18 protein-coding genes are annotated in these 23,813 nt (G+C 44.6%); 7 read left to right on the forward strand and 11 right to left on the reverse strand.

Features of this window, described 5'->3' with window-relative positions:
* The first annotated feature begins 257 nt into the window (after positions 1-257).
* Complete coding sequence (locus DXZ20_RS18705) at positions 258-1,913, forward strand: right-handed parallel beta-helix repeat-containing protein (protein ID WP_163699813.1); 1,656 nt, start codon at positions 258-260, stop codon at positions 1,911-1,913.
* 15 nt (positions 1,914-1,928) lie between these two features.
* Here DXZ20_RS18705 and DXZ20_RS18710 read toward each other — a convergent pair whose 3' ends face one another.
* The 5 genes from DXZ20_RS18710 to DXZ20_RS18730 all read right to left on the reverse strand — a co-directional run bounded on the left by DXZ20_RS18710 (position 1,929) and on the right by DXZ20_RS18730 (position 7,775).
* Positions 1,929-2,786 (reverse strand): transglutaminase domain-containing protein, encoded by an 858-nt coding sequence (locus DXZ20_RS18710; protein ID WP_163699815.1) that lies wholly within the window; start codon positions 2,784-2,786, stop codon positions 1,929-1,931.
* Between the two features lie 111 nt (positions 2,787-2,897).
* Positions 2,898-3,848 carry an alpha-E domain-containing protein gene (locus tag DXZ20_RS18715; protein WP_163699817.1) on the reverse strand — a complete coding sequence of 317 codons (951 nt, stop codon included), beginning with the start codon at positions 3,846-3,848 and terminating at the stop codon, positions 2,898-2,900.
* Between the two features lie 63 nt (positions 3,849-3,911).
* The gene (locus tag DXZ20_RS18720) at positions 3,912-5,357 is read right to left on the reverse strand and encodes a circularly permuted type 2 ATP-grasp protein (RefSeq protein WP_250564940.1); all 1,446 of its coding nucleotides are present in this window, start codon (positions 5,355-5,357) and stop codon (positions 3,912-3,914) included.
* Positions 5,358-5,773: 416 nt separating this feature from the next.
* Complete coding sequence (locus DXZ20_RS18725) at positions 5,774-6,298, reverse strand: zinc ribbon domain-containing protein (RefSeq protein ID WP_163703540.1); 525 nt, start codon at positions 6,296-6,298, stop codon at positions 5,774-5,776.
* A gap of 124 nt (positions 6,299-6,422) precedes the next feature.
* The gene (locus tag DXZ20_RS18730; RefSeq protein WP_163664476.1) at positions 6,423-7,775 is read right to left on the reverse strand and encodes an AAA-like domain-containing protein; all 1,353 of its coding nucleotides are present in this window, start codon (positions 7,773-7,775) and stop codon (positions 6,423-6,425) included.
* A 1,262-nt stretch (positions 7,776-9,037) separates the two neighbouring features.
* Here DXZ20_RS18730 and DXZ20_RS18735 point away from each other — a divergent pair.
* The 6 genes from DXZ20_RS18735 (at position 9,038) to DXZ20_RS18760 (ending at position 15,846) form a co-directional block, all read left to right on the forward strand.
* Positions 9,038-12,130, forward strand: coding sequence for a peptidase domain-containing ABC transporter (locus DXZ20_RS18735; RefSeq protein WP_163699819.1), 3,093 nt, complete (start codon positions 9,038-9,040; stop codon positions 12,128-12,130).
* A gap of 116 nt (positions 12,131-12,246) precedes the next feature.
* Entirely contained in the window at positions 12,247-13,581 is a 1,335-nt protein-coding gene (locus DXZ20_RS18740; RefSeq protein ID WP_163699821.1) for a beta-barrel domain-containing protein, read from the forward strand.
* 152 nt (positions 13,582-13,733) lie between these two features.
* Complete coding sequence (locus DXZ20_RS18745; protein WP_163664482.1) at positions 13,734-14,072, forward strand: HetP family heterocyst commitment protein; 339 nt, start codon at positions 13,734-13,736, stop codon at positions 14,070-14,072.
* Positions 14,073-14,453: 381 nt separating this feature from the next.
* The gene (locus DXZ20_RS18750) at positions 14,454-15,221 is read left to right on the forward strand and encodes a peptidylprolyl isomerase (protein WP_163699823.1); all 768 of its coding nucleotides are present in this window, start codon (positions 14,454-14,456) and stop codon (positions 15,219-15,221) included.
* Positions 15,222-15,277: 56 nt separating this feature from the next.
* Entirely contained in the window at positions 15,278-15,472 is a 195-nt protein-coding gene (locus DXZ20_RS18755; RefSeq protein ID WP_163699825.1) for a hypothetical protein, read from the forward strand.
* Between the two features lie 35 nt (positions 15,473-15,507).
* Positions 15,508-15,846, forward strand: a complete 339-nt coding sequence (locus tag DXZ20_RS18760) for a HetP family heterocyst commitment protein (RefSeq protein ID WP_163664487.1) — start codon at positions 15,508-15,510, stop codon at positions 15,844-15,846.
* Between the two features lie 172 nt (positions 15,847-16,018).
* Here the strand turns inward: DXZ20_RS18760 and DXZ20_RS18765 are convergent, their stop codons facing one another.
* From DXZ20_RS18765 to DXZ20_RS18790, 6 genes are all read right to left on the reverse strand, one after another.
* Complete coding sequence (locus DXZ20_RS18765; RefSeq protein WP_163699827.1) at positions 16,019-18,364, reverse strand: GNAT family N-acetyltransferase; 2,346 nt, start codon at positions 18,362-18,364, stop codon at positions 16,019-16,021.
* Between the two features lie 386 nt (positions 18,365-18,750).
* Complete coding sequence (locus tag DXZ20_RS18770; protein ID WP_163664491.1) at positions 18,751-18,948, reverse strand: hypothetical protein; 198 nt, start codon at positions 18,946-18,948, stop codon at positions 18,751-18,753.
* Positions 18,949-19,366: 418 nt separating this feature from the next.
* On the reverse strand, positions 19,367-19,642 hold the full coding sequence (locus DXZ20_RS18775) for a hypothetical protein (RefSeq protein ID WP_163699829.1): 276 nt from the start codon (positions 19,640-19,642) through the stop codon (positions 19,367-19,369).
* A gap of 284 nt (positions 19,643-19,926) precedes the next feature.
* Positions 19,927-20,175, reverse strand: coding sequence for a hypothetical protein (locus tag DXZ20_RS18780; protein ID WP_163664495.1), 249 nt, complete (start codon positions 20,173-20,175; stop codon positions 19,927-19,929).
* Positions 20,176-20,493: 318 nt separating this feature from the next.
* Positions 20,494-21,336, reverse strand: coding sequence for a hypothetical protein (locus DXZ20_RS18785; protein WP_163699831.1), 843 nt, complete (start codon positions 21,334-21,336; stop codon positions 20,494-20,496).
* A 680-nt stretch (positions 21,337-22,016) separates the two neighbouring features.
* The gene (locus DXZ20_RS18790) at positions 22,017-23,771 is read right to left on the reverse strand and encodes an ABC transporter ATP-binding protein/permease (RefSeq protein WP_163699833.1); all 1,755 of its coding nucleotides are present in this window, start codon (positions 23,769-23,771) and stop codon (positions 22,017-22,019) included.
* Positions 23,772-23,813: the final 42 nt, after the last annotated feature.

Consider the following 23,813-nt stretch of genomic DNA (forward strand, 5'->3'; position numbering starts at 1 on the left):
CGTCCTTAGAAAGGTCCGCCATGACACCTCAAATTTGAGGATTCTATCGAGCAAATCCCAACGGTTAGTCGGTTTCATAGACTGGTTCCTACTCTAAATCAGCAACAGCAAAATTTATCTGTGGAGACGTCTATTTTCTCTACTGATATGCATTAAGAACACCAGGATCTAGTAGATAGCCTGGCAATTTTGTCTACAAAAATCCTACTCTTCTGCAACGCAAGCCTGTTCACAATCGTCTAGGACTTAGCCATTGTATGTTTTTTTATATACTTGTCGCCATCTTGTCAGGGCTTGAGACCTCAGCCTATCCCCACATCAGTCACCCTACAGAAATTGTCAGTTCCGTCACAATCGCTGACAATAGCACCGCCAGATCATCCACCACTATTGACATCACTAACCTTCCTCCGGAAGTTTTTGAAGCCAATCCAGGGCTTGATAATGCTGTTGCTAATGACGGTCGAGATGACTCCACAACAATTCAGGCAGCCATTAACTGGCTTACGGCAGAAAGTAGAGCCGATAACACGGCCACACTCTACATTCCTGAAGGTGTTTTTGACCTGGCCAAAACCCTTAACGTCAACAGGGCCAATATCGTATTTAAGGGGGCCGGTCGTGGACGCACAGTTTTACAAAATAGAAGCTCATTTAAGGTGGGTACCCAAGGACTACCCGATGGCGAAACAGTTTTTGATTCCATTGATCAAAATGCCTATTTGTTTAGTCTCAAGAAAACCGCTAATAATGTCTCCTTTACAAATATGACCTTAACCGGGCCAGAGATTCATGGTGCAATTTTTAGTGGGCGTAATCAAGGCCTGGTGCTCAAGAACCTGGAGTTCAAAGACTTTTTGTGGAGTTCCGTTAGACTGTTTCAGGTGAAGAATGCAACCATTCATGACAATATATTTATTGATGCGGGTGGCCAAGGGCATGGGGACAGTGGCATCACCAGCGGCTCGATTTTTGCAACGTATCTCAAAGACTCCGAAATTTACAACAATGACATTTCTAAAAGTGGCCAGCGTAACATCAATGTATATGGCATCAAAGGCCGACAGTTTAGAAATGTAAGAATCTCCAACAACAGCATCAAAACAGACTTTTCCATTGAGCTGCCATTTGAAAACGATCGTTTTGTTGAAATTGATCACAACTATCTCAGTGGCACCATTTCAATCCCAAAGTTTGGCGGGGGCAACATCCCTGAGGATGGCTTCACATTTCACATTCACCATAACTACTTCACTAGCTCCTATTCCTTAGAATGGGCTCGCAATGGTGCTGAGATCAACAATAATGTTTTTGTTTTTGACACTGACAAAGATCGTGGCAATTTAATTTCAAACTTTGGTGAAGAACCCGCCAACGGTCCCACAAAATTCCATAACAATCTGATTGTGAACCCGGGCAGGGGGGTGGTTTGGCATAAAGGCATCTATAACAACTTTTCGTTTTACAATAACGAGGTGATCGCCAATCAAACTGAAACCCCCAGAAAAGCGGGCTTATTTGGTTTCCATAAAAAGACAGACTTCAGCACCATTGAGATTAAAGACAACCTCATTCGGGTCAACGGCATCTCGCGTCCGCTCATGCGTAACCAAGACAGTTATCGTGCTGTCATTGAGAACAATAAACTGATCAATATTGCCGATGTGAATGATTTTAATAACCCTGAGACAGGGTCACCCCAAGGTCTGCTCGAACCCTTGAACTTTAGGGTAGGCGTCAATGGGGAGTTCACAGTGAATGGAACGGAATTGAGTGCTACCCACAGTGAGACAACCACGGCCATGTCTCAGGACGACCCTGGGATGCCAGGATCCCCCAGAGGGGGGCAATGGTCCCCCAGGCAGTTCGTTGCATCGTGGCTGAAGTGGGTGGGTGCCATGGTCACAGGCTAGGTCACACTTTGCGGCCTAGCCATCCACGACATTTAACCGGATGTTTGCCGTTAGGGTGCTCTGACCCAAATAGCCGGACTGTAGTCTGCCGGTGATGGGAGCGGCCTGGGTCGGTTCCACTGCGGCTGCTAGGGCAATATGACCATCGGCAACGGCCAAACCCAGGGTCGGGTCAAAGCCCCGCCAGCCACCGCCGGGTATGTACACCTCAGGCCAAGCGTGTAACTCATGGGTCGTTTGGTCAGCATCGCCCCGTTGATAACCGCTGACAAATCTTGCCGCCAGCCCCACCGCTCGACAGGCAGCCATAAAGAGCACGGCAAAATCGCGGCAAGACCCTCGCTGTTTGGCCAGCACCACACCCGCTGGCCAGGGTGGGCCATGGTGGCGGGTTTCATAGGTACAGGTTTGGTAAATGGTTTGGGTAAGACCGGTCAAAAATAGGCCCACATTGCCGTCCACCTGATGCAGCTGCTGTTGAGCCCAGTCAATCACAGCTGGGCTATGGGTACAGGGGGATGTCAGATAAGGGGCAACTAGACGCTGCACAGACTGGGGATAATCTAGGGGAGCCGTCATTGCCCAGTCTGGAGAAAGATAGTCAAAGGGATTAGACCGCAGGGTTTCTACATCACATTGACTGGTGATGGTCAAGGTGGCGATAGGGGTATCGGCAAACTGTACCTGGCGACAAACATTGCCCTCTAAATCAAGCCAGTCAGTAGATTTGTCAGGTGTAGGGGCAACCTTACAGGTGAACTGATGCAGACGTTGACTACCGTCTACCCGTGGTTGCAGTCGCAATAGATGCAGTCCTAGCTGTACAGGTTCAACATAGTGATATTGAGTTTGATGGACAATGCGATAGCGCACAGCGGGTTTTGGGGTGAGCGTTGGTTAAGGGCTAATGGGTTTTTAACCAGGGTTATCAACACACCATTGTAGGGGCCTTACATATAACGTCCCTACAATGGTCTATCCCCATTAAGCCAAGACCGAGACTCCAAAAAAATTTTCGGTAATGGCACTACCCACATGGTTCAGGTCATCCTGGAGGTGATCCAAAAATTCGTGGAGCCCGGTTTGGAAAATCTCATCTAGGGTGATGTATTCGAGGTGCGATCGCAACTTGCCCAAACGCCGCTCACTACTGAGCCGCCAGGTACCTATGGGTGAGCCTGAGATTTTATTCAAAGACTGCTCAGCCTGTAAAATGCAACAGCGAATAGACCGGGGAAATTCGGGATGCAGCACCAAAAAGTCCACAACGCCTCTGGGATTAATGAGATGCTGACATTTGCGGTACATCTCGTAGGCACTGGCGGAGCGCAATAGGGCAATCCACTGGAGGTTATCTAAAGAGCTGCCCACCGCCGCTATCGATGGCAGCAGAATAAAATACTTCACATCTAAAATCCGGGCTGTTTTATCCGCTCGTTCTAAAAATCGCCCCAATCGGCCAAAGTGCCAGCCCTCATTGTGGGACATGGTGGCATCCATCACCCCAGCAAAGAGGTGACTGGCAAGTTTCACCTCAGGGTAAAATGCATAGAGTTCAGCCACTTCATCGGACTTAGCCGCAGCTTCCACCATCAGGTAAAACTCATTTAGCTGTTCCCACATTTCCGATGAAATAATCTCTCGCACCGAACGGGCATTCTCCCTGGCCGATTTCACGCAGGCACGAATGGAATTAGGATAGTCCGCATCAAAGGTGAGAAACCTCAGCACATTTTCAGCCGTCGCTGCACCATAGCGCTCTTTAAAGATCGCCTGATCACCCGTGGTTACCACCAGTGGCTCCCACTGTTGTAGCGTACCCATGGGGGTATCAAGCAACAGATTCAAGTTAACATCTACAAAACGGGACACATTTTCCGCCCGTTCCACATAGCGGTTAATCCAATAGATGGAATCAGCAACGCGACTTAGCATAGTTGTTTTTAAGAAAAGTGTAGGGTGGGCACAACCCACCAAAAGGGGAAAAAATATACCTACTTAATTCGCCGCTGCCACCACCCACGTATCCTTACTCCCTCCCCCCTGGGATGAATTCACCACCAGCGACCCTTTCTTCAAAGCCACCCGCGTTAACCCCCCTGGATTCACGTAGATATCTTCTCCGTTCAAAATAAACGGGCGCAAATCCACATGGCAGCCTTGAAACTGACTGTTAACCAAAGCCGGTACCCGAGAGAGGCAAAGGGTGGGCTGGGCAATATACCCCCGAGGATTCGCCTTAATCTGGTCAGCAAAGGCATCACGCTCCGGATCGGTGGCATGGGGTCCCACTAACATACCGTAACCTCCCGAGGCATTGGTGGCTTTGACCACCAGCTGATCCAGATGGTGGAGTACATAGTCCTGCTGCTGGGAATTTTCGCAGAGATAAGTAGGAACATTGGGGATGATCTGCGCCTCATCGAGGTAATAACGCACCATGGCGGGCACGTAACTGTAGATCATCTTGTCATCAGCAACACCGGTACCTGGAGCATTGGCGATCGCAACCCGCCCCTGACGATACACGTCCATGAGCCCTGGCACCCCCAAGAGAGAATCAGGGTGGAAGGTCAGAGGATCTAAGAATTCATCATCAATGCGGCGGTAAATCACATCTACCCGCTGCAACCCTTTAGTGGTCTTCATTTGCAAATAGCCGTCTGCCACGACTAAATCTCGACCTTCCACCAGTTCAATGCCCATCTGTTGAGCTAAAAATGAATGCTCAAAATAAGCAGAGTTATAGATACCGGGAGACAATAGAACCACTCGCGGTTCGGGCATTCCGTCGGGTGCCAGGTGCAATAGGGAGGCTAGTAGCTGACTGGGATAATCGTCCACTGGGTTAATATTGAGGGCCTCAAACAGGGCTGGAAACGCCCCTTTCATCACCCGTCGATTTTCTAAAACGTAGGAGACGCCAGAGGGACAGCGGAGATTATCTTCAAGGACATACCAGTTGCCGTTGCGATCGCGAACTAAATCAGTCCCAGTGATGTGACACCAGATCCCTTTCGGCGGCTTTAAACCCAAGCAAGGCTTCAAAAAACCCGTTGCAGACTCAATCACCTCCCTGGGAATAACACCGTCCTTGATAATATTTTGACCATTATAAATGTCGTCCAAGAAACAATTTAACGCTTTAATACGCTGTTTTAAGCCTGTTTCCAGCCACTGCCACTCATTGCGAGGCACTACGCGAGGCACTACATCAAATGGAAAAATTCGCTCTGTTCCTTGATTATCGTTATAAACGTTAAACGTTACGCCCAGCTTAAACAACATATTCTGAGCCATCTGTTGGCGCAGCATCAGCTCATCAATGGAAATGTCACTGATACGCTTCACCAATAGTGCCGCCTCGGGTCGAGGCACCCCTCGTCTGACAAATAGCTCGTCGTAAAAATCTCCGGGATCGTAGGAATTAAACACAATCAGCATTCTCAAAGCGCATATTCCACTGATTAGCGGCTATCGGTATCGCAAATTGTAAAAGTCCATACATCTGGCAAAAATTTAATACCAGGTTAAGCCATTAATGGGTAAAACAGCGTTCAGTTATCACCATTACGTTTTTCCATGAAGAACAATAACGCTTAAAACTTTGAACACCATTGTAAATTGTTATGGTAATCATCGAGAGAATACCACAGTCATCCAAGCCCAACCACCAGAGGGCATTTGAGAACAGAGGCAAACGGCCTGCCACATAACACCGTCTGGAAATTGAGAGAGTCCAGGCTGACAGAGGATGTAGAATACGAGACTATCCTTTTATACACATTCTGTAAAAACAGTTGTTCAATCCTCGTTTAAACAGAAAGGCTGTGACTATAAAAGACCTGGAAAAATCTCCTTCAGCTTAAGGCGTGACCACAACTAGAGCAAAAATTATCCCCAGGGGCAACTTTGGCACCACACTGGCTACAAAACTGTCGAGTAGCTGCAGGTTGAGGCGCTTGATTAGCCGCATTCATCTTTAATTCCATATTCCCCATATGCATTTCCATCGGGGTCATCGTCATTTGCATCGTCCCCATGGTCATCGGTGGCATCGGCGGCATAGATGAGGTGGGCATAGCAACCGTTTGCCGCATCGACAACTGCTGTGCACCGACCATAGATACCTCACTACCTGCCAGGGTAATGCTATTACCCTGGATATACACACAGGTTTCACCCTGGGCAGTAAACAACTTAACGATAGCCCCAGCGGTATTTTGATATCCCTCTGGCGGTGCAATCCAAGGCCCCGTAGTCATGCTGCTACTAGCCTGTTGCTGTTGTCCTGGCATTCCCATAGTCGTGGTGACAGTCGTTTGATCTCCCTGATTATCTAAATAAACATGGTGACCAGGGTTGAGTTCACATACGTAGGCCATGATGATCTGATTAGGTAGGGCTATCATTAAATGATGCCTCCCCAGCCGGGAACATGAATAAACATCAGAAAATCTTAATCCTGAGCTATACTCAGCTGTTGACCGCTATTAAATTATGAAAGACTTACGAAAGTTGCGCACTAAAGTACAAACGATATAGCTCACAGCTAGGTATTACCTGATTACCCTGTAGCTGTATGAGTCCCATACTATCTAACTCATAGGCCAACATCGGATCAACCTTGGTACTCTGCTCCGCAGTCATGACGTCTTTGAGAGCAGCGATTAACTCAGGACGCAACTGCAAAGCCACTAAGTAACCACGCAAATGATCTTGGTAAATGCTGGCCAGGGTCGGTGCATCGCGTAACAATTGCCTTACAGTAACAGCGCCCTGACAAAGGTTATAAAACGCCAGCTGCACGAGATAGGGGTGGCCACCTGTCATCGCTAACAATGAGGAAAGCCAAGTTATATCGGCATTACCTTCCGAGTCATGTAGTTTATAGCGACCTGCCAACTGCTGCATCTGATTCAAGCTAAAATAGGGCAACTTGATTGGCAAGCCGACGTTGCATAAAGATTGGCTGATATCGAGAAAACTGTGAAACTCTGAGCAATAAGTTACCACTAGTCGGAGATTTTGCATTGAAACAATGCGCTTCGCCCGTTCGTGCCATGATCTCAAGACTGAGAAAAAACAACGAGCCATGTCAATATGCTGCAAGAGCAGATCTGCATCATCCACAAATAATACCAGCGGTTTTTTAAGCTGCCTAAGGATATATTGCTCAATATACAGGGTAGAACTTAAACGAGCACCCATTTCTACATCCCAATAATCATCAAGTTTAGGCTCTAGATCCAGCTGATAGCTGATGTTGGCACAGAACCAACGTAGAAATTTAGTCTGGTCCTCTTTGAGACGACCATCAATCTCTTGACAGTCCAAGTAAACAGTCCGATAGTTTTGAACGGCTGCATGCGATAGCATTCTGAGCAGCAATGAACTTTTACCCATTCTCCTAGGAGCTTTAATGCGCACCATTCCTCCTGGCTCACTTATCTCTTGGCAAGCCATGTCTTCAATCGTTGGATGACTAATATATAGCGCTGAACCAACGGGAATAGAACCAGCAGGAAACTTACTTTTGAAGCATAACTCTGTTAAATAGACTTGCCTGCCAAGGAGAGATTGACTGTCCTCAAGAAACTGTTTTTGGTGAGGGGCTAAGGATTGTGGTTCAAGGATCGGACGCAGTGTAACTTTACTAATGGGAGTTTCAAAGGTATCCGACAACAAATGCCATAGCTCAAACGCCACTTTTTTTAGATAAGCCGCATCGTAATGCAATTCCTCTGCCATACTGGCATAGGTTTCTCCTTCCCAAGACTGGCGTAAAATCAGTTCCTGCACGGGAAGCAACTGCTTTTGCCCTGTTGCATTAAGCACATGAACTATCTCATCAGGGGTCATAGGGCTCCTAGAGATATGGGTAAGCCATAGGGCATATACGCACTATCATATATCGCTTATGTGGATAACTTTTGTGTACTAAATTAATTTTATTAGAGTTTTTCAAGAAAGTAACCTTTTGGGTGTTGACAAGAATCAGACTTAGTGAATGCATGCCCCTCAGGCACCCTGACGTGCCTGAGGGTAGAATAAGATTTCAGATTTTATTAAAAAATGTCACAAACCGCACTGAGCCATCATCATAGTTGTTGGTTTTTGTATTGAATCTTATTTTTTAAAAAAAATACGTTTGCGCTATCTAATGGAATAAGTAACCCTTCAAGAAGAATACAAGTAACTTTTGTCAGATGGAAAAATCTCTTAGTTTATATACACTGAGTTGAGACAAGAGTACGGTGACAGTGCGATTGCTGAGCAATTACTATACACAATCAGTCAATGTGAGAGCTCTCTCGCAGTTGAGTAAGTACGATGTGCTCATGATTTCATTCAGTCTCTGTAGTTCGTCAACCGAAAAGCGATGGGAGCATCAATATGTCTAAGGAATATTGAAGTGAAAATCAAAGAAGAGCCTGCTTATTAATCTCCTAAGACTTTCCATGGGAAGAGAGTAATTCGCTTGATCTCATTTAATCTAACCCTTTGAATATCTTAGGCAGTTGTTAAAAACCCAGTTATTGGGCAATAGTGCTTATGATTTTAAGCAATTAGGCGTATTGTGCTCTACCACCAACAATACGGACATACTAAAAAAGCCTTCCCCCGTCTGAGGGAAGGCTTTTTGCGAAGATTGCAATACATACTACATGCTTCGATAAAGCGTCAGCTTAATTATTTATTTAAATTTAATAACAACTTAAATTCAATATTGTTTTTTGTTAGCGTCTCATATATATACTGTTGCTGTGGTGAGTGAGATTATTGCGCATATTATGGCAATAACCCACATTTTCTTATAAAAAACTTCAATTTAACCTAAAACGGTAATAATAAAAAATGATTTTTCCCTGTCAGCTTCACCATAGTCGGAAAGGATTTTTCTTTCTAGAAAGTACCTTACAATATTTATCTACGTACGTTCATTCAATTTTCAATTCATTTCCTAATACACAGATGTTTGTTCCATACAGCTGTGGTCCAAGGGTAATCGGTAGCTAACCTAAAGCTGCTTAGTCCCGCAACTAGATTTCTGTTGCAGGAAATCTAAGAATTTTAGTTCTAAAACTTCCTGGTTTTTACCTGCACACGTTTGGATTTGGGTGATGAACTACTCCTCAGTACCTTTTAATATTGCTGCATTAATTAATGTAGCTTCTGCTATTCCGACTGCTTTTAATCAAGCCTTCCAAATTTGTACATACAAGATAGGCGATGAATTCTTTGCCTATGGGGAAGGTCCTCAAGGTTCTCCGTTATCCCATGAAGAGGGTGCAGGGCTTTATATCATCTGTGATGGTCGTGCTCGTATTGTTAGTGATGCAGAGGTGATGGGTGGCACCCCTGTGCAATCTCTAAAGCGCGGTGATACATTTGGGGTGGAGCCAATATTAAACGATCACAAGCTCACATATCGGGTCGTAGCCGCTGAAAATGTTGAAATTGCTTGGATGTCGTTAACCACTTTCCAACGTTGGATTAATCAGCTACCAGATTTAAAGACATATCTACTTTCCCAAGCCCAACACCGCGAAAAGCTAATCTTCTTCAAGACGATGACCTCTTTCCAAGAGCTCAGTAGTTATGAGTTAGATCCGTTTGTCGGTGCCTGTCAACAGCAACAGGTCCCCTGTCAACAGCGATTAGTTGAATTAGGCAATGACTCTCATTTTTGGTTGAGATCAGGCCATATTCAATCATCTCGCCATGGACATAATCCATTGTTGCCGGGAGATAGTTGGGGGTATCCCCAACCGATTCCGACTGATTGGGTTGCCCGAGAAGCGTTGTCAATCTATAGCCTCCCCAAAAAACAATGGGCTCGATTCCCGTTTTTACACCCCGTAGAATCTACGTTATCCAATGGATTCAAAACAAATACGGTAGAAACACCATCATTTAAGAACAGGATATCTCTTGAAAATGTGTTGAATTCCACATCCACATTAAATTCAGTTACGCCTCCTGCCCATAGAATGGGCTTGCCTGAGAACATTTCTGAGCAAGGTCTAGTGGAGTTTCCTCAACCCCGTTATCGAGGACGCCACCCCTGGCAAGGTTTTCCTTTTATTGAGCAGCAAAGTACAGCAGATTGTGGTGTGGCTTGCCTGGCTATGGTAGCCCAGTACTGGGGTAAACAGATCAGTCTTAATGTTCTACGAGAACTGGCAGGGACTAGTCGAGAAGGGACGTCCTTAAAAGGGCTAGTCAGAGCTGCTGAAAAAGTAGGCTTTGAGACTAGGCCAGTTCGGGCGAGTTTAGATCGTCTGCATGAAAAACAACACCCATTTGTAGCCCATTGGCAAGGAGACCACTATGTTGTGGTCTATCGAATTCAGTCTAAACGTATTTTAATTGCAGACCCAGCCAAAGGTCGTAAATGGATACAGCAGAAAGAGTTTTTAGAAGGATGGACTGGCTATGCTCTGCTCCTGGACCCCACTGACCGGCTACAAGCGTTGACTGCTGAGGGTCAGCAATCGATGGGTAATCTGATCAGATTACTATGGCCCTACCGCACTCTCATTAGCCAAATCATTCTCACTTCATTGCTAATTCAGATGGTTGGTTTGGTAACTCCCCTGTTTACTCAGGTGATTCTAGATCGTGTGGTAGTACAGCGTAGTATCGTTACACTCAATGTGTTTGCTATGGGTCTATTGCTCTTTGGTCTCTGGCAAATTGGGTTAACGGCTGTACGTCAATACCTCCTAGATTACTTTTCAAATCGTTTAGATCTTTCATTAATCAGTGGTTTTGTACAGCACACATTAAAACTACCCTTAAAGTTTTTTGATTTTCGCCATGTGGGGGACATCACAACACGAGTTGAAGAAGGACAGAAGATTCAGCTGTTTCTCACACGGCAGCTGGTTATTGTTTGGCTAGATGTCGTGATGATGGTTGTCTATATTGCCTTAATGGCCTATTACAACTGGCATTTAACGTTATTGGTTTTAGCATTTATTCCATGCATTGCCCTACTAGCTATTGGAGCGACACCATTATTGCGACGGGTATCACGCAAGATCTTTAATGCTGATGCTAAGGAAAATTCGACTTTAGTAGAAATGATGGCAGGTATTGGCACCATTAAAGCTGTCTCTGTGGAACAAGAAGCTCGCTGGCGTTGGGAAAATGACTTAATTCAGCTACTCAATGCTCGATTCCATGGTCAAAAACTGGCCAATGCATTGCAAGCATCGAGTGGCGTTATTCACTCATTAGGGAGTACGGCTTTAATCTGGTACGGGGCCTATCTGGTGATCCAGGATCAGCTAACCATTGGGCAGTTTTTTGCATTTAACATGCTGATTGGCAGTGTCATCGGCCCCGTACTGGCTCTCGTAGGGCTCTGGGACGAATTCCAAGAGGTGACAATTTCCATAGAACGGCTCAATGATATTTTTTCTGCTAAACCTGAAGAAGCCACCCAACGTTCTATGTTGGAGTTGCCATCTATTCAAGGTCACATTAAGTTCGACAATGTAACGTTTCGCTATGCAGAGGATGACGAGCGTAACATTCTACAGAATATTTCTTTTGATGTCCCTGTTGGAGAAACCGTTGCCATTGTAGGACGTAGCGGCTCAGGTAAATCAACACTCATTAGCTTACTACAGGGGCTGTATCATTCGAGTAGTGGCCGTATTCTGGTTGATGGCCATGAAATTCGTCATATTGCTCCCCATTCATTGCGATTGCAACTCGGGGTTGTCCCTCAAGAATGCTTCCTATTTTCTGGGACTATTCTAGACAACATCACCCTACATCGCCCCAACTATACCATTGACGATGTTGTTGAAGTCGCTAAGCTTGCCGAAGCCCACAGCTTTATTCAAGCATTACCCTTGGGATATAACACCAAGGTAGGAGAAAGAGGGGCCACACTTTCTGGAGGGCAGCGACAGCGCATAGCCATTGCACGAGCTTTGCTAGGACAGCCACGTGTCTTGATTTTAGATGAAGCAACCAGCTCACTAGATACCGAATCCGAGCGACGTTTTCAACACAACCTAGCCCAGCTAAGTCGTAACCGCACCACCTTTATCATCGCTCACCGACTATCGACCGTACGCCAGGTCGATCGCATTCTTGTTCTAGATCAAGGAATCCTTGTGGAACAGGGCAGCCATGACCAGCTGATTGCGGAACGGGGCTTGTACTACTATCTAGCCCAGCAACAGCTAATGCTCTGAGTCGCCAGCCCAGTAATGAGCATCAGTTACTAAGCGTTATTCTTTCTTTTTTATCAAGAGACGGGTCGCTATGGTCACGACCCTATCCAAAGCCCCCTTTTTTGGAGTGCAGACCCATGACACACTTATCTAGCATTACCGACACTGCGCCCACATCCACATCATCGCCTGATTCAGCCATCACAGCCTGGTCACCCGCGGTGCAATCCACCCTGGACCGCCCACCATCGCAGCTGCCCTACCGTCTGCTGACAGGTGGTATTACCTTTTGCATTGCATTTGGCATTTGGGCCTATGTGGGAAAAATTGAGGAAGTGAGTTCTGCCCGCGGACAGTTGATCCCCCAGGGAGAAGTCTATAAAGTGATGCCTGTTAAACAGGGTAAAGTGTTAGACATTTTAGTCAAAGAAGGTGAGCCAGTGCAGGCTGGCCAAGCCATACTGAAGCTAGATGATCAGCTTGACCGCAATGAAATCGAACGACTGGAACAAGCCCTAGAAGCTGCCCAAGACAAACTTAGCCAAACCCAAGCCTTGGTGGCAAAAACCCGTTTAGAGATTCAAACCCGACAAGCAGGTGTCCAGGCCAATAGCCTGACCTATACAGTAGCTATTGAGCAGGCTAAATCCAAAGCCACGACGACACAAGCACTAACAACACAAATTCAGACAGAAATTACGGCCCATCAAGAGCGTATTCAGCGGCTGCATTCTCTACAAGAGCATGGAGCAATCTCCCAGGAATATTTCTTTAATGCTGAGCAATCTCTTCTATCACGACAGCAAGCCATGACCCAATACGAGGGTGATTTGCAAGGACAGCTGTCAGAAATCAAACGTTTAAAGGCAGAACAAAAGCACCAACAGGCAGACGGTAAACGTCATGTATTAGAAGTTCAGCAGCGCCTGCAACAGCTAGAAGTAGAAACAACTCAGCTGAGAGCTAACATTCTTGAAATCAAAACTCAACTGCGGGGAGCCTACGCTAAATTAGGCCATAGAACTCTGGAAGCACCGGTGGATGGTGTCGTTCTTAACGTCAAAATTGCGAACCCTGATGAGGTTGTAGATGCAGGCCAACCGATCGCAGAAATCGCGCCAAAGGAAGCTCCATTGATATTATTTGCTAAGCTAGCTAATCGAGATGCTGGCTTTGTACAAGCTGGCATGACTGCGCGGATCAAGTTTGATGCCTATCCTTTTCAAGACTATGGCGTAGTCGATGGAACCGTGGTGACCGTTGCCCCTGATGCCGTCAAGGATGAGAAATTAGGAGAGGTCTATGAAGTTGAGATAGCTCTCTTGAGCCATTATATGGAAACTGAAAAAGGACCTAAAAACTTCAAGCCTGGGCAAACGGCCACCGTTGATATTAGTCTGCGTCGACGTCGAGTCATCAACATTTTGATCGATCCTTTCAAACAGTTAAAAAAGGGTGGAATCAATTTATAGGCTCTAGATTGTAGATGTAATAAAGATTTTCATCAAGGCATTTTAGACGCTTGACAGCTCCTTAAGCTCACTAATGTGAGCATGTCCGTGAAACAAATACTCAGTTCACAATAGAGATTCAATCATTTAACAACAGATAGAGGATATCAAAAATGGATAAACAGTCAGATGATGTCATGACAGCCATTTTAGATGGTAAATACTCATGGGCCTGTGTATTATGGCTACGGGGCAAGGGATATAATCCTAAAGAATACATTCCCTGTCGTACCTACAATCGCTTACTCAAACAGCAGCAAATTGCCTGCAAACAGAACAATAATTCAGCAGGTAGCCAACATCAAAACTCTACCCATGGGACAGGCTCACACATTACAGACCTATCTTATTTAAAGGACAGTCATCAGAACGACCGGTCTGTCCGAGGTGGGTTTAGAAGCGTTTGTTCACGGTTCAAACTGAATTCTTCCAAACCACTATCTCTCCATTAGAATTCATTGATAAGGGGCTAATAGGCAACACTTACTCCAAAATAATTGAGCGTATAAACAGGCAACGATTAATCTGGTTGATTTTCATCAAAAATAGGTCAAACCCTTTATTCAAAGGCTTTTTGAAAGCTCAGCTGAATAAAGGGTTTATTGCTTTTTGTAACAATTGTTACCGTTGGCCAAAATGGCCTGACATCTACCTAAAACCAAGCTATTCTCAAGAAAACTTAGAATTCACGGCCCCATGATTAAATGGATGATCGGTCATCACCATTAACCATAGATGTGGGCTTAGCATTCTAAATAGGAAAAACTCATCAGTTTTACACTTCTCAACGAGAGAAACCATTAAGCTGACTATACACTGGAAGACTCTGACATATGACAGATTTTTCTAAGGCTGATTTCACCTCAGAAGAGATTGTTAGTTACCTTAAACAAACAACTCAACTTAAAGGTATTTACCAAAAACTACTGAGTCAAAAAGTAATCCAGCATGGGGCTCGTATTAGAGATATAACAGTTACCCCTTCAGATGTTGAAGCTGAAGCGGAGCGTCTTCGCCGTGAGTATCACCTAGAAAAAGCGACTGACACCTTTGTTTGGCTAGCTGACCACTTAATGGGCGTTGATGATTGGGAAGCAGGCATATATTCAAACCTTTTAGAAAAAAAGCTAAAGGAAAGTTTATTTGCCTCAGATGTTGAGAAGTATTTTTCACAAAAGCGACTTCAGTTTGATCAAGTTTTGCTCTACCAGCTGCAAGTCAAAGAATCCCACATTGCCACAGAAATACGGTATCAGATTCTGGAAAAGGAAATCACATTCTATGCTGCGGCCCGTGTATATGATATCAATTTAGACCGTCAGTTGCGATGTGGCTATGAGGGTAAGCTGTGCCGATGGCAATTGGAGCCCCATGTGGCCGCTGCCATTTTTGGCTCCCCCCCAGATAGCGTTATTGGCCCAATTGAAACAGACTCTGGCTATAGTCTGTTTATGGTTAAAGCCTTTATTGCAGCTCAGTTAACACAGGAGATTCGACAAGAGATTATTCAGGAGCTTTTTGATGAATGGTTGGCACAAGAGATTAACCATTTAGTTTATAGTGACTTGGATTCAAATCTATTGGATCCAGCCTTCACATAACCATGTGTCGAGACGATTGATTTAATAAGTACCCATGTAATTAGGAGAATTGGACCATGAAACGACAAAATTTTGTAAAAAAGCGTATTATTACTGCTAACGGGCAGGTGGTTGCAGAGGCGAGTAGCACTGTTATTATTTCGGATAATTTGACCCCAGAGAAGACAAGTTATCAGCAATGGGTAGACGTAGACATATCTCCCAACCAGTCAAGTAGCTGTGCCAGTAGCCATTCTAGCGTGACGGAATAGCCTGGAAACGACTACTCACACACTGGAGGGAATCGATGAATAAAGCAGAGTTTGATGAAGTGATCGAGGCCATTCTTGATGGCAAATATTCTTGGGCTTGCGTTTTATTTCTTTATGGTGAAGGCCATAATCCACTTCAATATATGCCCTATCGAACCTATCATCGCTTAATGAAAGCAAATCGACATCAAGAGAGAGCGTTGCAAGAATCACTAACTATGCCTCAATGCTCTACAGGGCATCAAAACACTGGGCAAAAAATTACCGACCTCAAATACCTAAAGACCGTTGATACGTCTCAAATCAATATTAGAGGTGGCTGGAAACAATGGTTAAGCCAAACCGTTTCGCCCACATTGAAATGGAGTAACTAAAGTATCAACTCACCGGGTATCAACTCCATCACAGGTCCAGGCATCAGAACCTTACTGATGCCTGGCTTCTGGCTACATACATCTGAGGCTTCATCAATTAACCAATACTTCCCGACTTTAAGTTGATGCTCAACTCACCAGTTAGGATCAGCTGTGTAAGGACAATTATTGACTATTGTTTGACACAGCTGACTTTAATAGTGACATTATCTCGTTCCTGTAATGCGGTACGCAATGCGTGTTTAGCATCTGTCAGCGATGAATTCATGCTAATGGCTATGCGATAGGAGTCAATGGCAGCCTGTAGATCACCCAATTCCTTTTGCGAATTGCCCAAGGTGTAAGCCCTATCAGCATACCTTAATTGCTCAGATTGAGAGAGTTTGCCTTGATGATAAAGTATAGTCGCTATGCCTATATCTGCAGTTGGATCAGCAGGGTTAAGATTTAGTGCTTTTTGATAACAAGCAATGGCTTCATCCCAGGATTCCTCACCTTTTAACTGCAGCATTAGAGCCAGATGAGAGTAGGCATCCAACAGCTCGGGTTGCATCAGCGTGGCTTGTCGATAGTATGAAATCGCAACCTCCAACTCTTGCTGTTTCTGATATTTGTTGCCTAGCTCATAGTTAGCCAACGCATATTGATTATTTTCTGACGGTGGTAACTGCTTCTGGTCATATAGTATATTTGCAACAGCAACCTCAGCTTCCCGATAGGCGGGTTTCAGCTGCCACGCCCTTTGATAGCAAGCAAGAATATTATCGTTGTCTACGTCACCCTGGATCTGAAGGGTGAGTCCCAAATAATAAGAGGCTTCTGCCAAATCAGGCTGCATGGCAATGGCTTGTTGATAGTATGCGATCGCAACACTCAAATCACCTACCTGACGTCGCTGGTCTCCTAAATCCATATTGAGGTTTGCATAATGCGAATATTTTTCAGAGGACAATTTACCTTGCTCATACAGGGCATTTGCCCAAATCACATCAGCCTCGACACATTCAGGCTGTAGGTCTTTAGCTTGTTGATAACAATCAATAGCGCCATCCCAGTCACCTTGCTGCTGTAATAAGTAGCCAAGATTATGGAAAATTGCTGCCGTAATCACAGGTACCGTAGGTAAATCAAGCGCTCGCCGAAAGGTCTGGTCAGCCCCATGTAAATGCCCCTGGGTTTGATAGAGCGTCCCTAAACTAAACCATGCCTTGAGATTGTCAGGTTGAAGCTCTAACAACTTTTTAAAAGATGTTTCAGCCCCTTGCCAATCTCCAGTGCGCTGACAAATAACACCTAATCCATAGAGAGCTTCAGCATGCTCCGGCTGTGTATGCAAAATTTGACGATAACACTGCCCAGCCTCAGATAAACGGCCCGCCTGATGATAAATTGAGGCAATTTCCAGGGCTTGAGGCAATGTCCTTATATCAAGCTGAGGCGATCGCTGTGACTCACCTCGACGTTGTAACGTTAAGATCTTAATATGCTGAGGCTGAGCACCCAACGAAAACTTATAGGCCTCATTTCCCATCAAAAAATCATACACCTCAAATTGGTTTTGAATAGCAAACTGAATACTCAATGCATGCAAAATTAAACCCGACGAGAGATTTTTAACCGCCTCATCACGTCCCCCCAACCAAAAAAGCATCGACTTCTTCTGCCAATCTATCAAATTGGCAATGGCACCCAGGGGTTGATTGTTTCGCCATAAAACTGGCAAATAAAGACAATGATATTCAAAACAACGTCGTAAACTCAAATCAGCATTTTCTAAAATGTTGCGACAGTGCTCATTGCCTTTTCGACCCGACCAGCTTTTTTCCCAAAAATTCAATAGAACTTTAATATGCTGATCCAGTGTTTCAGCTGTCGGTTGCGTTACCCTGAACTCACCATTTTGACTAACTTTTCTTAAAAGGCGTTTGACTTTTTGACGTGTATTCGAGCTTAATTTCTCTTGAAGATAGATATCCCAATCCTGAGGCAACAGAATATGGGGAACAATATTGTTATCTATAGAGTCAACATCACTCGTGTGATGAAGTTCCTGAACAAGATAGTTTTCTTTAGGAAAATCTTCTAATAATAACTTTGATCGAGTATCTGCTGTTGAAAGATTAGCAATGGTTAGAGTTGACCATGCTGTGAAATGCTGTAGCAAATAATTAGCAAAAGCAGAAGCCACATCTTTTTCATAGTTTGGAAGACAGATAAAAGGAATATGCATCGCATCTGTCACACCAATAATTGATAGTTCGTTATATAGCTGACCTGGTAGCTTTTCATCAGTATTAATAACGAGGGGAAAGAAAGCTACATAATTTTGATTGGGTTCAGTTTCCTTTGCAGCTAAAATCATCCAAGGTTGTTCATATGCTTCATGGCAATTAAGTCGACCATTTAGCCAAACCCAAGAAATAAAAAAAAGAGATTTAGGATCAGATTGGTATACCCATTCCCACTCTTCTTTTATTTCCTTAAATTGATCAAGCGTATCAACAACGTCAATTCTCATAGCTATATTGGACTTGTCGGCTATTGGCTGTATACAGTTGGTAGGCCTTGAAGCTTACTGGCTAACGATATCAGGTCAAAAAAGAACCACTGCATTCATCTGAAATCATCATCATCTGAATTACAGTGATTCTTTTAGGGGACTGAGTAGAGCTCTGACATCTAAGCTAATTTGGGCAGCACAGAGGTCTTGTTCAACCTACCTAAACAGTTAAATTGACCTATCCTATGCAACTCCTGAGAAAATTAGAGCGTTGTTGAATCTCGACATGAAACAATCCGTTAAATCTTAACTGTTAGCAAGTTTTACGAACGATTCACTCTCTAAATCAACAACGCTAGAATCGGATGCCAAATGCAAAGTAGAATAGAGGTGCTAATTACTAATTAGTCAACACTAACTTTAGTAATCGCAGTGGCTTTTGCATTCCCTTTGAATGCATAGGCACTAGCTTTTGAAGACGCATTCACCTTTACAACATCGATTTTAATTTTGACGCCACGACGACGGCGACGGCGATGAGAACCACCAACGATATCGGAAGATACAGTTGTTTCAAGATAGCTCAAATCAGAAATATACATTATCTTTCTCTCCAAGTTTTGTAGTATGCTCACCAACCATTTTTTGATTGGTGAGCATACTATATCTACCTGTCCTAAGAGAATGTTGCCAACTTGGCAGGAGTTTTTTTATACGTTGCCGTTACTAATCTTTGGTATAGCTCTTTACCTGTGAAATCTAGGCTATTAGCCCGTTTTATAGAGCACTTCATCTTCTAAATCAGTAAGGTTTTGATTCCTAGCCTCTGAGTTGTGAGTACTATCCTTAGGCAAACGTCTCGTTTTAAGGTGATATTCTCTTTATAGCTTTGTTACCCATAAAAATAAGAGTCAGTTACTTGACTGACTCTTAAACTTACTAGCCATGTTCAGATGAAAAAGACTAGATTTAATATTGTGACACAAGGACAATGACTTCTGTTCAACCTTAGAAATCAGCTTACAGCTGAACAGAAGCAGAGGCGCGTGCCCGACCACCACCCACTGCAGTGGCACTGGCTAAAGCACTCCCCCTCAGGGCTCTGGCAAAAGCACTAACACGGCGAGTACCATGGGGGCCAACATAGGTTGTAAAATCGACGTCGAAATCAGCATCAAACTCGGCATCTAAAGCAACGTCGACACCCCGAGAGCTGCGACGAGAACCACCATGAATATAAAGCTGATTTGATATATCCTTGAAAAAATCAAGGTCTGAAATTATCAACTGACTCATTTTTTTCTCCTTATCGGACGATAAGTTGTTACAACGATGAGAAATGAACCTCGACAGACAGATAGTACAAACAGTGAAACGATCTTGCCATTTCCCCACTCGTTGTGAGAATACAACAGCAATGGGGCATCTGTAAGTTAAGGCTCACCAAAAGAACAATATGGTGCCTGATCTTTTGGTGAGCCTTAAAGGTTCCCATCCTTGCAAATACTAGGATTGTTGAATGGTAAAGCTGATCAAATTAGAAATAGATCAAAGATCCACTCCAATAGAATCTGCTAAACTTAACGACGACGACGACGTCTGCTATTGCTAGCATACGATGTGGAGCTAGCGTAAGAACTGGAGCCAATACCAGCCGCCGCATTAGTTTCTACATAAGCATCGGTTCTAGTGTATTTACCCAGTGCATCTGCAGCCGCATCAGCTGTAGCTTTAGCAGATCCACCGCGATGACGACGGCGACGACGACCACCTAAGATATTTGTTGTTTCAGAAACAGTACCTAGATAGCTTAGATCGTTGATATTCATGAGTATGGCTCTCCAAAGAAGATGTCTAAAGCAACCTTTTGTTGCTGTTGTAGATACAATATTGTTTTTTTTGAGAAAGATGTGGCCATTTTGGCAGATTCTTGGAAAAATATCGTATTTAGTTCGGCAGCTGACATTTTTAGCAAGTGTGGCCATGTTTGCAGTTTTGACCAATATCAAACTCAGTTAAGTTACCCCAAAACACATTTTCCCCCTCAACGACCTTAAAGCAAAGGAGCGTTAAAGGGGGAAAAGACAAAGAGAAGAGATGTTTAAATAATGTGAGACAATCTCTTAATCAATTAAGATCTCCTTAGACTAGCCATGGAGTCTTTTTTTAAATGAGAAGCCAGTTAAGCCTAAGAGTGGTGCAATTAAAGCTAATACACCAGTGGGTTCTGGCACCGACTGTTTACAGTCTTGCTGGCTGGCAGCCGTTGCCACACAGGCAGAACTGGTTTTAACTTCCACCAGTTGTAGGTAGGTATCTGTGTCAAAGCTACGGCTATAGGATCCTTCCACAAAGGCATCGACAAACTCACTTTGTCCGCCAAAGGATGTGTCAAAGAACGTGTCAAATGTCAGCGCACCGCTCGTCTGTGGTTCAGTGAAATTATCGTCTGAGCCAAGTGTGGATAAACGTCCACTGAGTGTAAAGGTATCCAAAAGAGATAGAGAATTGGATTGAGTACCTCCATAGAGGGCGAATGAGACTTCACCAGTCGCCTGGGCAGCTTCAACATCAGGACGATCAATCTCTGTTTCGAGCAGCAGCGAGGCAATAAAGTCAAAGCTAAAACTGTTGCCAGAGGCGACAAAGAAGTCACCAATGACTTCAGAAAAGCTTTCACCAATGCCAAAATAGTTGTTGCCGTCGTCACCTATCGCCTCGCTAAATGCAACATTACAGGCACCAGGATTTCCTAAATCGAACAAACATGAATCTGCACCAGCCGCATCATTAAAAGCTGCAGCATCTGCAATAGCATCTACCATAACTTCACCATCTTCGGCGATGGCAATAGTATCCGTATTTGTATCTGTTGCGCTACCAAAGAAATCTTGATTAAAGGTTACTTCTAGTAAGCTTTCTGAAAACGCAAGACTAGCGGCCTGACCGGGGGATGCGATCGCAACCACCCCCGACGTAACAGAAGCCATCAAAAGCCAAGAGGCTTTACCTAAACATCGATTCATGGAATCTCCTGACATAAATTAATTTAAAAAGCATGCGTAATGACGCAATTACGTCATTTGAATTGGTATTTGCCACAGGGAATTTCTAAAAACAGACAGCCCGTTCCTGATCTGACTTGGCAGATGTGTTGGGGTATTTGCCAGTTCAATCGCTTAGTAATCTGTTGTTCTCAACGATTACGTCTGTTTTTAGCAATCGAGCCAGGCTAAAGATAACAAGTTGTTCAAATACGTCCAGGCAGTTGTAGACAAATAAGTCTTCGTTGCTTCTGCATTAATCCAACAGAATTATTTAAATTGAGATGCTCAACAGCTCACTACAATGAGTGACAGATTGGTTATGCACCCCTCTGTCGCGATGCGACTATGCAAACTATGGCACCCTAAGATATCCTACCGACTAAAACAGTGGCAGATATCTAACTTGACACCCGGTAGTCACACTCTAATGGAGACTTAAATTAGGTTGAGACTATAGTGTTTTAGCGTTTAACTGTTGATTAGCACCTAAGTGCTTTCCCGTAAGTACATTTAACTGTATTGCCAGGGTCCCTAGGCAAAGCCAAAATAAAGTCTGTGGTGACTTTAATAAAGATTACTCAGTAAAGTTGCCCTAACCCACCTGTCCATAGATATTTGCTGACTTAGACCACGGAATCAAGCAGCGATTGTAGCTGCCATGTATGATCTTCTGACAGTCGTAATATAGATTGATGGTATGCTTCCAGAGATTTGCGATGGCCAACACTAAGGTAAGCGGTTTTGGTAGCCGCTAAATGACCATACAGTTGTTGTTCATTGTCACGATCAAGGGCACTGGTGGCTTCATCGAGAATTGTATATTTTGGCTGATGCAGCAGCACTCGGGCAAAACTCAGTCGCTGTTGTTCCCCGAGGGATAACACATCGCTCCATTCTTCTTCAGCATCAAAGCCACCAAAGCGTTCATCTAAGTCAGGCAAGTTAACTTGCTGAAGTGCTGTTTTGAGCTGGGCATCATTTAACTCAATATCGGGATAGGGATAGAGCAACTGCTGCCGGAGGCTACCTAAAATCATGTAGGGCTTTTGCGGTAGAAATAGCAAGTACTCCAGTTCGGGGCGCTCGATGGTGCCGTTGCCAGAGTTCCATAGACCTGCGATCGCACGCATCAGCGAACTCTTGCCACAACCACTGGGGCCAACCACCAGTAGGGAACTTTGGGTATCTAATGCCAACGAGAGATCTTCAATTAGCGTGCGCTGATAGTTAGGCGTCTGCAATGTCAAATTCTGTAGCGTCAACTCTACACCAATCTCACGATTGATAATGGGGTGAGCAACAACTATTGCCGACTCTGCCTGCTCTATTTCCTCTTGAGTATGCTCCTCTGGTGAACTCTCTGGCTCCTCAATGTGGCCAAGGGATGTGGCAAAGTCATAGAGACGATCAATCCCCGCCCCAAACGCAGTCAAGGATTGAAAGCGGGCAACAATCAGGTTAAGAGAGAAGAAAACGCGAATAAATGCCCCCTGGGCTTCGCTGACCTTACCCACTTCGATTTCACCGTTGAATATGCCAGGGGCAACCACCAGCGCCGGTAAGATAAACGGAATAAATTCATAGGCATTAGTCACACCATTCAGTCCTAACTCCCAGCCCAGCAGACGCTTGTAATTATCAAACGCCGCCATAAATCGGTTATTAACCTGGGTCGATTCTTGAGTCTCACCTTGGTAAAATGCGATCGCTTCAGCATTCTCGCGCACCCGCACCAGACTAAACCGAAAATTAGCCTCCCGCTTTAACTGTTCAAAATTTAGACGAACCAGGGGCTGACCAAACACACCCACTGTGACCAGGGTGCCGACAATGGCATAGCCCACCAAAAAGAGTACCAGCTCTTTAGAAATTCCCAACAAGACGCCACTAAAGGCAATAATTTCCAAAATTGAATCAGACAGCACCAGCAGTAAGGTCAGGGACTCTTGGGTAAAGTTCTTAACATCCTCAGCAATCCGCTGGTCAGGGTTATCAATATCAGGATCAAACTGATTAATGCGATAGAACGCTCTGTCAGCAAAGTAACGCTCTACAAAGTTGCCAGTCAGCCAGCGTCGCCAGGCCAGACCCAGACGGTCACGCAGGTAGGTGTAACCTGCCAGCAGCGGCGCATAAACGACTAGAACACTGATAAAAATGACAACGGTTTGCCAAAATCGGGATTCATTTTTGGCAGACAACGCAGAGATCAGCTCCCCCCGCTGATTATTGAGGACAACGCTAAGACCGGTATAGGCCAGGAGAAGTACAACAATGATGAGCAGCAGTCCTCGGGCTTTCCACTTTTCATTGCTGAACCAGTAGGTTTTGGCAATGGTCCAGAAACGTTGAAAGATTTGGAGGTTAAAGCGTTGCATAGAGGAGAATTCATAGCCAGATCCGGTCTTGTTAGTGTAAAG

The sequence above is a fragment of the Adonisia turfae CCMR0081 genome, assembly GCF_011009555.1.
Lineage (GTDB): Bacteria > Cyanobacteriota > Cyanobacteriia > Phormidesmidales > Phormidesmidaceae > Leptothoe > Leptothoe turfae.